Annotated in this window: 9 protein-coding genes; 4 read left to right on the plus strand and 5 right to left on the minus strand. The window is 36.7% G+C overall.

All coding sequences use genetic code 11. The features are described 5' to 3' along the window. Positions 1-41: 41 nt before the first annotated feature. Together hflC and hflK are read right to left on the minus strand one after the other, a co-directional pair. The gene (gene hflC / locus JOC49_RS10885) at positions 42-1,064 is read right to left on the minus strand and encodes a protease modulator HflC (RefSeq protein WP_204665065.1); all 1,023 of its coding nucleotides are present in this window, start codon (positions 1,062-1,064) and stop codon (positions 42-44) included. After that, on the minus strand, positions 1,064-1,999 hold the full coding sequence (gene hflK, locus JOC49_RS10890) for an FtsH protease activity modulator HflK (protein WP_204665066.1): 936 nt from the start codon (positions 1,997-1,999) through the stop codon (positions 1,064-1,066). Before hflK ends, hflC begins: the two co-directional genes overlap by 1 nt. Before the next feature lie 147 nt (positions 2,000-2,146). Between hflK and JOC49_RS10895 the strand changes: the two genes are divergently transcribed. Then, on the plus strand, positions 2,147-2,980 hold the full coding sequence (locus JOC49_RS10895) for a YihY/virulence factor BrkB family protein (protein WP_204665067.1): 834 nt from the start codon (positions 2,147-2,149) through the stop codon (positions 2,978-2,980). Positions 2,981-3,002: 22 nt separating this feature from the next. Here the strand turns inward: JOC49_RS10895 and JOC49_RS10900 are convergent, their stop codons facing one another. Then, positions 3,003-3,620: a hypothetical protein gene (locus JOC49_RS10900; RefSeq protein WP_204665068.1), complete on the minus strand. Its 618-nt coding sequence runs from the start codon at positions 3,618-3,620 to the stop codon at positions 3,003-3,005. A 117-nt stretch (positions 3,621-3,737) separates the two neighbouring features. Between JOC49_RS10900 and JOC49_RS10905 the strand changes: the two genes are divergently transcribed. The 3 genes from JOC49_RS10905 to JOC49_RS10915 are packed head-to-tail and all read left to right on the plus strand — an operon-like array spanning position 3,738 to position 10,612. Continuing rightward, positions 3,738-8,612 (plus strand): cytidyltransferase, encoded by a 4,875-nt coding sequence (locus JOC49_RS10905; protein WP_204665069.1) that lies wholly within the window; start codon positions 3,738-3,740, stop codon positions 8,610-8,612. 6 nt (positions 8,613-8,618) lie between these two features. After that, on the plus strand, positions 8,619-9,593 hold the full coding sequence (locus JOC49_RS10910) for a lactate/malate family dehydrogenase (protein WP_204665070.1): 975 nt from the start codon (positions 8,619-8,621) through the stop codon (positions 9,591-9,593). Beyond that, positions 9,572-10,612 carry a flavodoxin family protein gene (locus JOC49_RS10915; RefSeq protein ID WP_204665071.1) on the plus strand — a complete coding sequence of 347 codons (1,041 nt, stop codon included), beginning with the start codon at positions 9,572-9,574 and terminating at the stop codon, positions 10,610-10,612. The genes JOC49_RS10910 and JOC49_RS10915 overlap by 22 nt, the downstream gene beginning before the upstream one ends. Positions 10,613-10,921: 309 nt before the next feature. On the opposite strand, the gene JOC49_RS10920 is transcribed toward JOC49_RS10915, so the two are convergent. Further along, positions 10,922-11,653: a tRNA lysidine(34) synthetase gene (locus JOC49_RS10920; protein WP_204665072.1), complete on the minus strand. Its 732-nt coding sequence runs from the start codon at positions 11,651-11,653 to the stop codon at positions 10,922-10,924. 14 nt (positions 11,654-11,667) lie between these two features. Further along, positions 11,668-12,906: a hypothetical protein gene (locus JOC49_RS10925; protein WP_204665073.1), complete on the minus strand. Its 1,239-nt coding sequence runs from the start codon at positions 12,904-12,906 to the stop codon at positions 11,668-11,670. Positions 12,907-13,042: the final 136 nt, after the last annotated feature.

A 13,042-nucleotide genomic window follows, 5' to 3' on the forward strand; every position in this document is an offset into this window, starting at 1 on the left:
GTATGTAAAAGCGCGTTGGAAGTTTCCAACGCGCTTTTTGATTATTGTCCATTTGAAAAAATATCAAGATATGAATTGTTTTTGTCCAAATAGATAACAGTGTTTTCATCGACGGTTTCTTCATAAGATTTAAGTGTTCTCCAGAATTGATAGAATTCAGGGTCCCTATTAAATCCGCTGGCATAGACTTCCAGTGCTGTTGCGTCAGCCTCACCTTTTATGGTTTCTGATTCTTCAATGGCTGCAGATTTAATTTGAGCAACTTCACGGTCAGTATCGGCCACGGTATTTTGGTAAATTTCCATACCTTCTGATCGAATTTGCTGTGCAATCGCTTCACGCTCAGCAACCATTTTTTTGTAAGTGGATTCTATATTTGACGGTGGTAAAATCGTTCTGTAGATGTCAATATCCACAAGTTTAATTCCTTGAGAAGCAAGGTTGACATTAAGTGCCTTACGGGCTTCTTCTAAAACGGATTCCAGAGCATCTTTATCTGCGAGGAACTCTGTACTTAGAAGGCTGTTGATTTGTTCTATAACGACGGCATAAGCGACTTCATCGATTTTAGAATTGGCACGGGTTATGGAGCCTAAAGATGTTCTAAAAATTCCAGGATGTACAATGTTCCACTGGGCATACATATTGATTTCGTATTTGATTTTGTCCCGAGTGTTAATTTGGGCGGAATTCGAAATATAAGTGAGGGTCTTGCTGGTGTTTTTTTCAACATCTGTAATGAAAGGAATCTTAAATTTTAAACCCTTTGTTGTATCCACGATAACATCTGTAAATCGGCTGTCTTGTTCATTGAAAATTTCGGCTTCGGTATTCATGGGATCCACAACAATTCTCTTAATTTCGCCAAATTCACGTATGGTGGCAATTTCGTCTTCACGTACAACGTAGAGTGAGTTTGCAAGTAAGAAGATTATAAGAATCACTACCACCAAAACACTTATAAATTTAAACCCACCTTTTAAACTTTCATTCGCCTTATCTTTATAAGCTTGAAAATCGGCAGCATCTTGTCTGTTTTCACCTTGGTTGAGATTAATATTCATCACTGGCCTCCTTTCAATTCAAGTGGGAGAAATTTAAGCACATCGTCTCCATCCAAATCAATAATGTACTTGTTTTCCACTCTGGATAGGATGGATTCCATAGTCTCAATGTAAAGTCTTGTCTTCGTAATGTCTTGAGCCAATTGATATTTTTCATAGACTTGGTTGAAATTTAGAACGTCACCACGGGCCTGCGCAACTTTTTCAGCCTTATAGGCTTCTGCCTGCTGGATCATTTGATATGCTTCTGCACGCGCCTTAGGAAGCATTTCGTTGGAATATTTTTCAGCTTGAGATTTATAAGAATCTTTCTCATTGCTTGCGATATTCACGTCGTCATAAGCATATTGAACGGCCTCAGGTAAGAGGACATCGGTTAGACGGACTTCGACAATTGAGATTCCCAAGTCATATTTTGCCAATTTGCGCGCAAGATCTGGAAGAATTTCTTTTGCAATACTGTCCTTGTTAATAAGGGCGTTGTCTAAATCTTGATTTTGAATATTGCTTCTTAAGACACTTTCAAACGCCAATCGAATGGTACCTTCCTGATCATCAACGTTGTAAATGTAAGCTGCTGGATCTGTAATCCGATATTGAATTACGGCGCCAATATTGATTAAATAAGAACCACTGGTTAGAACAATCGCTTCACTTTCAACATCTCTGTAAAAAGCGGGTGAAGTCGTCGACGGTTCTTGTTCAGGCCTGTATCCATATTGAAGCGAGATTACTTCGTTGCTGTTTACAACGTTAACGCTTTCAATAAATGGAATTTTAAAGTGAAGACCAGCTTCGGTAATGACAGTGTGCAGCTTTCCAAATCGCTCTACAACTGCTTGTTCGGCATTGTCCAGCATGTAATAGCTGTTCATAAATGTGGCTGCCACAACAATTATAAGCGGAATCAGCAAAAGCCATTTCTTTTGTTTCATCTTGTACCTCCATTGATTTTAGTTGGTTATAGTACTATGATAAATCTAATCCACTAAAATTGCAACTTAACATTTCATAAAATAACACGTACAATGGAAGTAGAAACTGTTAAGAAAATCTTATAAAAGTATTAAATGGGGGCATTCATGAATCCAGTGACGACCTATGTCAAAAAAGTTTTAGCGCAATCAAAAAAACACCAGATTGCTGCATACAGCGGCCAGATGGCTTATTTTTTCACTCTGTCTATATTTCCTATGCTGATTTTTTTCTTTTCAATTCTTTCGAGGCTGAACATTAATTTTGAAAAAGCACAAGAATTATTTATAGATGTTTTTCCACCTCAAATTAGTGTGTTGATTGGAGAGTTTGTTGAAAATACCATTCGAGTTGAAGGCAATGTCACACTATCTGTATCCGGTCTTGTAACATTGTATTCTGCCTCAAGAGCTGTAGGTGCGCTTCAAAGGGCTATTGACACGGCATATGGTGTTGTGAAAAAACGCAATTTCTTCATAAATAAGTTATACGGTATGCTCTATACGTTTTCGTTTATAATTATCTTAATCTTATCTTTGTTGATTCCTGATATGATTGCCACTGTTTTTGAATGGATCAATACCGGCTTAAAATTGGACATCAGCGACTTTTGGTTTAGATTGTTTTATTGGCTTAGAACATTGCTTTTGCCCGTTATATTTGCTTTTTTAATTGCTTCAATATACACCTATTTACCAAATCAAAAGATTCATTTTAAGCAAACCTATAAAGGTGTTTTGTTTGCGCTTATAGGGTCGTGGGGCGCAAATATGGCTTTTAGCAGTATTGTCGTAGAACTGACGGATTATTCAATTTTATATGGGTCCTTATCTGCTATCATAGCCTTTATGGTCTGGTTATATGCAATGGGCACCATTATAATGATTGGTGCAGAAATAAATGCACTTGAAGTGAATGTGTCAAAACAAGAAAAAGATTGAGCAAAATTCAAGCTCAATCTTTTTAAGTTCTGTAATCGATGATTTGACCTTCTTTTTTTTCATTGGATGTAATATGGGTTAACTTGAGATGGATTTTAGTCATTCGATCAATTAAACCTGTGTTTTGGTGAAAAAGAAATTCAAAGGAAGCGGGCGCTTCAATGAGACTGTCCAAAAACTTGTAGCGATTCAAAATTAAAAACCCATTGTCCATTTCAATGCCAATTGTGCTGAGCTTTTCATCAAAATCATGCAGAATGCTTTCAATTAAAAAAGCAAAATGTGTTCCAAATTTAAGGTCGGCCTGAACCCCTTCATCAATTAATTCATTTATGCTTTCAACAAGTTTCTGTGCACCGTGTATAACTTCTGCCTTATGGGTTTTAAAATACTGTGAAGATGACTTTGAGTCTGTATCAGAATCAAATATGCGGTTGTAAGAGGCCATCAAGTTATGCGCTTTTGCGTAAAAGGCATCCATTAAATACTGACTGTTTCCAGATCTTTGATCCGGCGTTAAATGGACTTCACCCTTACCAGCTATAGTCCCTACAGATTTTGTTTCAGATGACGGTTTGACTTTGCTGGTGGCAACATTTCTGTAATTATTAACAATTGGGGGTTTTGATATATTTGACATTAGACACCTCCTTTGTTGCCTTTATGATAATATCGGCATAAATGCACAAGGACTTCATTGTTTTGAGGAGATAGATGTGGGATAATAATAAGTAAGTCCACTAGAGAGGTGAAAAGTATGACCGATTTGGTTTTTAGAAAAATTGCTAAAGAAGTGTTAAACCGAAATTTTATCAAAAGATATGGTATAGAACGCAAACGTGTTTCAGATTATGTGACAACTATGGCTTTCAAAGAAAAAATCCGTGACATGCTGGATAGAAAGGATTATACCAGTCAATCTGTTTATGCCTTAATGCAGGGACTCATTGAAAATTATCCAGTTAAAGAACAGCCAGAAGATTGGCTGACGTATATTTATTTTTACAGTTTAAATTTTTCGTTTCCAGCGGCAGTTACAATTGAATTAAATTATGATTTAAATCGGGTCGCTGAATTGTATCTGCGTGTTTTGCGCATTTTCTCAGAACTTCAAATGACATCTGAGGATGGCACATGGCAAAGCCGGTATCCTTTAAGTTTGCTGACAGAGTCTGAAATTGAAGACCTTGAAGATCGGACTGAATTTGATGTTTTTAGAAAGGCATTTAAGTACGAATTTGTCTATGAAATGATGAAATTGAATCAAGAAGTGATTGGGTACACCACACTGGATCATATTTGTGGGGTTCATTATATTGCCATGAAAATTGCAAGACAATTGAAGGCGCTTGGCTTTCCCATAGATTTGGGACGTGTGTCTGGCGCAGCTGCTGGCCATGACATTGGTAAATTTGGCTGTAAACCAGAGGAAGCCCATAAAGTGGCTTATTACCATTATTATTACACGGGTGAATGGTTTGAAAAAAGAAGTATTGTCTATATTCGAAACGTAGCCATTAACCATTCAACTTGGGACTTGGAGTTGGAGGCTTTACCAATTGAATCCCTAATCCTGATTTATTCTGATTTTAGGGTGAAAGCCGACTATATAGATGGCGTTTCACAAATGAAAATTTTCACATTAGAAGATTCTTTTAACGTAATTTTAAACAAATTGGATAATTTGGATGAAGCCAAAAAGAATAGATACAGACGCGTTTATAGTAAATTGAATGATTTTGAAAATTTCTTGTTGGATTTAAATGTTAACACAGATGCTGATCGTGGCATTGATTTGGACCATACGGCTACAATAAAGCGAAAATACTTTGCTTTAATGCAAGGAGATGCCATTACTCAGAATGTCGTCTTTTCATCAATTCAACATAACATCGAACTTTTATATAGATTTAGAGATGAAGCTTCTTTAAATAAGTTATTAGAACCCGTTAGAACCAGTAGAGACATGACCAGCTTGAGGGGTTATATTGCCATACTGGAAGAGTATTACAATTATTTGACACAAAAGCAGAAACAGATTGTTATTGGATTTTTGTATGAGAAACTTGTTTTGCCTCAAGAGGATATTCGCAAACAGTGTGCAGAGTTAATTGGGACGATTATCGCGTCGTATGATGAGGAGATTCGAAAAGAAATTCCCACAAGTGCACTGGTAACGCGAGAACAATTGGATACGGTTGGACTTTTCAATTACTATGTGGATCGATTTTTAAATCCAGAGACCAAAGTTATTGAACGTCATAAGAAGTATATTAGCTATAGTATGAGAGACATGATTGCTTCTTATTTTCAACATTTAAAAGGACAGAATAAGCGATTAAACAGTATAGAAATACTGGTCAATGACTTTGAAAAATACAGAGAAGAGGAGAAAATACGATTTTATTTAATCAAAGCAGCACGTGTTTTGCCATTTGATGATTTTTCAGATGATCAGCGTTTTAAAATTATGAATTTTGTGTCAGAGTTGTTGACCAATGAGGATGTTAAATTAAGGTTGAGAGCCTACAATTTGATTTATTCTATTTTGCCATATGCAGATGAGGACATAATTGTTAAAACTGAACTTAAAAGAGTGGTTTCAATTTCAAATCCTTCTACAGGGGACCCTGCTGAAAACTATGCACGTTTAAAATTGGCAGAAACCTTACGCATGGATGCGGAAACAGTTGACTATCTAAAGCAGATTTGTATTGATGACCTTAAGTTGACTTCCAATATCTTTTTAAGCAATTTAAAATCGGCGACATTGGACGTTGCAAAACGGTTTCAAATCGAACTTTTAATGCGCAATACGCTTTTATATGATTATGAAAACAGTTTTTATATGGCAATGCACCTGTGCAATCTTTTGAAGGTCAGTGCACTTGAATCGGTTAGAAATACTGCTGGAAGAATGCTTCTTCATCTGGTGTCACATCTTAACTTTGAACAGAAGAATGATATTGCAGTTGAGTTGATTCGGGCCCTTGAAATGGAGAGCTATGAATTCACAAAATATATACCGCCATATTTAGGACAAATCATTTTGCATGTTCACCCGAAAGAATTGGACGAAATTATAGAAAGTTTTGAAAAGAAAATGAGCACCAACAATGAAAAACTCATTGCACTCATTGTAAAGACAGTTGGTTATGCTGTGGTTCGATATTCTAATTACAAATATGCCTTTAAAGAATCTGTTATCTGGCATGAGAAACGCATTTTAAGAATGTATGGTGTGTTGTTTAACGGATTTGTACACAGCTCTAGCTATGTTAACCAAATGGCTTTTAGTGTGGTTGCAAAAGATATTTTCTCTGAACCGACATTGAGTTTAAAGAAAAAAGAGTATCTCTATAGACTCACCATAAAAAAAACAATGTCTCTAATGGTGAACACCGATGAGGCCAACGATTTGATTTTTTTCAACAATTCAGCTTCACTTAAATACATTTATAATTTTATATCTGAATATCAACATCTTCGCGGGACAATTCCGTTGAAACCAAATACAAAAATTGCGTTTTTTCCTGGTGCTTTTGATCCATTTACATTGAGTCATAAGCAAATTGCAAATGACATCAAAAAAAGAGGCTTTGAGGTTCTATTGTATGTGGATGAATTTTCATGGTCTAAAAGGACACAGCCAAATTTAATTAGAAGAACCATTATTAAACGAAGTGTTGCAGATGAAATTGGAATTTTTCCTTTCCCAAGAGATGTTACAATTAACATTGCCAATGATAAAGACTTAAAACGCTTGAAGAAATTATTTCCAGATTCTGAAGTCTATTTGGTTGTTGGAACAGATGTGATCTTAAATGCTTCTGCTTATAAAGGTGAAATGGGCTTTATTAAAGAAATCCCGCACCTGATTTATGAGCGCGGTGGGCGTGATATGTCTAAAGAAGATCAGAAGAGGCTGAATCAAAAAATCGAAAAACTGCATCCCAATACATTGAAATTCACCTTGCCAAAGGCATATGAAACCATAAGTTCTACACTAATACGGGATTATATCGACGAAAACAGGGATATTTCAACTTTGATTGATCCATTGGCGCAGAATTTTATCTATGAAAAGAGTTTGTATCAGAGAGAGCCTCTCTTGAAAGAACTGATGACAACCAAATCTATTTCACTTGAGTTTTTGGACCAAATTACAGATGCAGATAAAAACAGTATTTTGATGTCTGATTTCAAATGCGCCACGGCAATTATAAGAGAGATAGAACGTAATGATCAAAGAAAACTACTGGTGCTTCGCAGCTTGAAGGAAAACGGAAAAATTATTGCAATTTCAATGTTTCACTGGCTTAGAGCTGCAGATATACACTATGCCTTTGAAAGTCCAGAAATTATCAAAAATGTTCGAGACCACTCAGTTGGTAGAATTTTAATGATTGATGGAATCTTCAAGCAAAAGGGATGTGATTTTAAAAATGTCGAACAGATCATGTTAACTGAAACACTTGCAAATGCTCTTTCAAGAGATTATACCTATTGTGTTTATAAAGAAAGTTTGCACGATCAAATTAGCAAGGAAATGGATGATGTTTTAAGAAAACAAGGTTTTGTCAATATTAGTTCAACCACCGGTATGGAAATTGCCTATTCAGTGAACATGTCAACACCATGTACCCTCAATTTAGATGTTCATTCTCAATTTAAGGAACCTTATAAAAGTATGCCTGAGTTAAATGAGGTAATGGTTCGGGCAAGAGGGCGTCTACAAAAGGCATTAACGGAACTGTATCCAGGCAATTTAGTGCTTAATTTCGACCGGGCTATGATTTATGAGACTTTGATTAAAAAGGTTTGTGATGAAAACGGTGTGTCAGTGAACCCTGTAACACCTCGAACACTTGGAACTGCAATGTGTGTGCCGTTCGGTGCTGTTTTCAAGCGATGGATATTGCCGAATACTGTAACCAAAACACTCCATGCAGAAAAATATTTCTCGACGGATCTAGCAACACATCAAATTCGTGAGTATCCCTACTATTTAGATCTTGAAAATCAGATTAAAATGATTAAGTCGTATGATCGGCCTATTATTTTAGTGGATGATTTACTAAACAAAGGCTACCGACTTCAAGCCTTGGTCCCATATTTTGAAAAATACAAAGTTAACGTTCAAAAATTTATTGTGGGTATTATGTCCGGTGCAGGAAGAGAAGTTGCAGAATCCATGAATCTTAATGTGGGTGCCGCCTATTTTATACCAAAAATCAAAGTTTGGTTTTATGAAAGTAAATTGTATCCTTTTATAGATGGGGACGCTATATGGCGGGGAAGTGTTCCAGATCGGAATCTTATCAATTCGGTGAACTTGATCTTACCGTATTCTTCAGCTGGTTATATTACAGATACCAGTAAAGCAGCCATATACAATTTATCAGAAGTGGCTTTGGAAAATACGGTTGAAATTTTATCTGCAGTTGAAATGATCTATGAGAAGCAAAATGAGCGTATGCTCACAATTGATAGACTTGGCGAAGTTTTAAACACGCCAAGATATCCAGATAAGGGAAAAAATATTTTTTATTCCAGTAATGTGAGACCTTCAGAGTATATAAAAGATGATTTGGAACAACTTCGAAAAATGAAAAATTTCTATATAGGGTAGGTGGGTATGACAGACTTTAAAATAACTTTAGACTGGCTATATGGTAAGCATGAAGCCTCACTATTGAAAGCTAATAATGAGAGACCATATAGTCTTAAGCCTCAAAAATACAGAGTTCATTTACTTGGGCTTGGCGATGTAGGACACACGTTAGCTTTGGGATTAAAGCTTTTGGGCGGAAACTGTATAGATGTTTTGGGTGTTTTTGATTTAAATGATTCTCAAAAGAAACGTTGGGAAATTGAACTGAATCAAATTGTTGTAAATCCTGAAATGAAAGTTGAATCTATATCTTATGAGGCACTGTTTGAGTGTGATGTTTTTGTATTCTGTGCATCTGCCTTTGTGCCGCCAGTCGGTGACGACGTCAAGGATGTGCGCATGATTCAGTATGAAAAAAACGCAAAGATTGTTCAGACCTATGCAGAGTTAGCTGGAAAAGCTCGATTTAAAGGTGTTTTTGCAGTTGTTTCTGATCCAGTAGATTTGCTCTGTCAAGCTGTGCTTGAAACGGGTGCTTTAAAAGAACAACAGATAAAAGGATTTGGTTTAGGTGTTATGGATGGCAGAGCAGCCTATTTTTCCGATCAAATGGAACTGGAATACCGCGAAAAGGGGCGTGTGTTTGGACCACATGGGGATTTGTTGGTGGTTTCAGCAGATGTGACCAAACCAGATGATTTAGATTCTGTTCAGTTAACAGACCGGGTGATTAAGGCAAATTTAGAAGTAAGGGCACTGGGGTATAAACCCTTTATAGCGCCTGCAATATCTTCAGGCGCACATTCACTTGTATCAATGTTGGAAGGACGATGGCATTATAGTGCAACATCTATAGGGACTGTTTTCTGGGGAACGCGGAACCGTTTGACAGATACAGGCGTCCTTTATGAAAGGTTAAGCTTGGACGATGCTCTGTTCAAGCGGATTGAAAGATCCTACAAAGCGTTGGAGGCCACATGGGAAAAATTGAATTCTTAGATTTTTCGGAACGCTCTACTGAAATTTCAACTTTGATTAAACGAGAGATTCATTCTGTAGGTGAAATATCTGATGAATTTGTTAAACGCGTTTTTTTAGTTGATTTAGATGAAATTGGTGAAAATAGTGGTATGAATCAATTTCTCAAAGAAAGGGTTGGAACCTCTTATTTTCAAAATTCTCAGGCTGTCTTAATTTTGCGTTCTGAATCTGAGTTGTATACCAAAACATATGCTAAAAAATGGTTTTTTATATTGAATCAATCTGGGTGTGAGTTTCCTGGACATGCCTTGGTGGAAATGACGAAAGACTTGTCAAATTTCAACACTTGGGCCAAGACTTTACAGTGTACAAAGGAAGCAGCAGCCCATAACCTGATAAAGGGTCTCATACATCGCCTTGCCGATTATGGTCCTATTAAAACCCAAAAGGCGAAGGTATTGGTTTTACACGCTGGCCACCTTGGAATATCCAATACGTTGATGCTTTGGGATCAAGTGGAATCACAGCTTAAAGAGAAAATGGGCAATGGTCTGTCTGTTCAGACGTTACATGTGGAGGAAGGACAAATTAGAGATTGCTTTGGATGCAGTTTTGAGACGTGTAGTTATTATGCAATGGGAAAGAGTTGCTTTTATGGTGGTTTTGTAGTTGAATCTTTGTATCCTGCTATTGAGGCTGCAGATTACATTGTGTGGATATGTCCCAATTACAATGATTCAATTTCAGCAAAACTAATGGCTGTTATTAATCGCTTAACAGCACTTTATCGAAACATGAATTTTCATGACAAATTTATCTATGCTGTTATTGTATCTGCAAATTCTGGAAATGACGCTGTTGCAGGTCAACTGATTGGCGCATTAAGCATTAACAAGGGGTTTAGAGTACCACCTAAATTTGCATTAATGGCACTGGCAAATGCCCCTGGAGAAATTTATGAAAGTGACGGCATTGATAAAAAAATAAAAAATTATGTTAACAAAATGCTTGAAAACATAAACATGAATATGGTATAATAAATGCAAGAAAACCAGTAACAACTGAATAATGGTGTCGTTTTAAAAACCTATCGATTTGTTTTTAAAAGGAGTGATTCCGCCAAAGACTTTAGAAGTGTTACAGAGGAAACTTGTAGGTGAACCTAACTCTTATTTGTATTAATACTTCGGACACAGCCTATGTTTTGAGGCACAAAGCCTTAGTTTGGTTTGCAGGTGATTGATCCGAAAGTCAATGGATTATTATAAACTGGTTTTTTGTTTTTGAAAGGGTGATACCACCAGAAACGACAATAGAAACTATAAAGTAAAGATCCTCTCATTGTGTTATTTGAGAGGATCTTTTTTGTTTTTAAACAGATTGCATTGTGCCTCATTTCGCATGGCTGTGACCAAGCTTTTTCGACTATGAGGTACTTCTTTTTCAAGATTTTCTAGCATTTGATTGATGGACTCGCGTTTGGTTCGCCTGTCCATAGGGCATGGACTTTTTAAAACAGGTATTTTTTCAGATTGAATTGTGCGGATCACTTCAGATTCTGGGGCATCAAGGAAGGGTCTAATAACATGAATATCCGCCCTTGATAGATAAGAAATATACTCAAGTGTATTTAACTTACCAGCGTATAACATATTTAAGAAAAGTGTGCTTAAAGCATCATCTTGATGGTGACCGAGTGCCAGTTTGTTTAAACCACGCGCCTTCATAACGTCTGAAAGAACGCCACGTCTCATGTTTGCACACAAGGCACAGGGATTTTTTTCCTCGCGTATTTCAAAAACAACTTTTGCGATATCTGTTTTTGCAATCTCATAAGGCACGTCAAGCATCTTACAGAACGCTTGCGCGGCTTCTAAATTAAAAGTATTAAATCCCATGTCAACGGTAATGGCTTCTAGATGGAACTTAACAGGTGCAAAGGATTGATATTTTTTTAGGAGCATCAAAAGCGCCATACTGTCTTTTCCACCAGAAAGGCCAACAGCGACACGGTCGCCGTCTGAAATCATACCATATGATTCAATTGTTCTTCTCATTATGCCTAAAAGTTTTTTCATGCAGTATTCCATTTCTATTTTTCTGTGTAAGTGTATTCAAGTACAAACGGGTCACTCCAATTGCCTGCTTCATCTTTAACCTTTAAGGAAATTGTATAATTGCCTTCGGTTTCAAAAAGAGGGTGGAGATTGAAGTCAGTAAAACTGTAAATAAAGGTATCATCATAGTAGATTTCCCAAAGATAGGTCTCGATTTTATTTTGTCCAGTAGAGTCGTTTATAAAGGCAACCCTATTGTTTGGCAAGTGATCAATTTCAAATCGAGCTGCGACAGGCTCGGGTTTGAAAATAAACCAAAGGATCAAAGCAATAACGGCAAGTGTTCCAAATCCAATGATGAATTCTCTTTTCCCAATACGTTCTCTTAAAGGAACGGTCTCTGAATCTTCAAATAAGTCTTCCATACTCTGATCGAGAAGTGCATCAGGTCCGTCAGTGTCACCATTTTCATCAGCTTCATCAGTCTCTGACGCGTGTTGATGAGGTGATGAAGCCTGTAGTTCCTCCTCTAGTTCATCCTGCACCTCTATTGGCTCTGTAGTGGCTTCAATGACTGGTCGCGTAATTTTAGGAACTGGTGGTGCGTCTGACTCCAAATCATTTAGAATGATGTTGTATTCGGAAAGCACACGTGCGAGGGCATCCTCTTTTTCATAAATAAAGATGTCTTTAAATTGCTTTCTCAGTAAAGTAAAAGAAAAAATATCATGCTTTCCAATGCAAAGATTTTCTATAAAAAGCTGATGTGTATTTTCAGCATCGTACAAAACCATATCTAAAGTATAGCCTACTTGTTTAAAGATGTCCTGAATTTCCACTGTATCTGCTGACTTATAATCCACGAGTTCTCTTGAATGCATTGTGTTATCTGTAATGAGAATCTGATCAGAATCAACAAGCTGAATTTTTACAGCGTCAGGAAACTGTTCGTAAAGTTGAATTTGCTTCAACCAATCATAGACCATTTGAATCCGATCTAAATAAGCCATAGTGTTTGAATCTGAAAAGCGTTTGAGAGACATGCCTTTTAAACGTTTGGAAACAATATGAAAGCCTTCATTGTCCTCAATAATCTCAATCACATTGTGAAGTGCAGATTCAAGTAATGCTCTAACTGATTTTGGTAAATCGTCTTTGTTAAAATAAGTTATTATGACAACTGCGTTGCCTGTTTCAGAATCAATGGCATTTGAAAAACATTGGGATTCATCTTCGTATAGTAATTTCCATTTGGTAAATTGATTGATTTTCATTGACCCCTCCAGTATTTTTGTCCGTCACACCTCTAATTATATAATACCAGAATTCTGCGTCTCTGGTTGCGCTTTCCTATGATAGTCAAATTCATATAAATCAGACTTGCTTTCTATACTATTTTATCACAAAACT

The sequence above is a fragment of the Fusibacter tunisiensis genome (assembly GCF_016908355.1).
Taxonomy (GTDB): Bacteria; Bacillota; Clostridia; order Peptostreptococcales; family Acidaminobacteraceae; genus Fusibacter_D; species Fusibacter_D tunisiensis.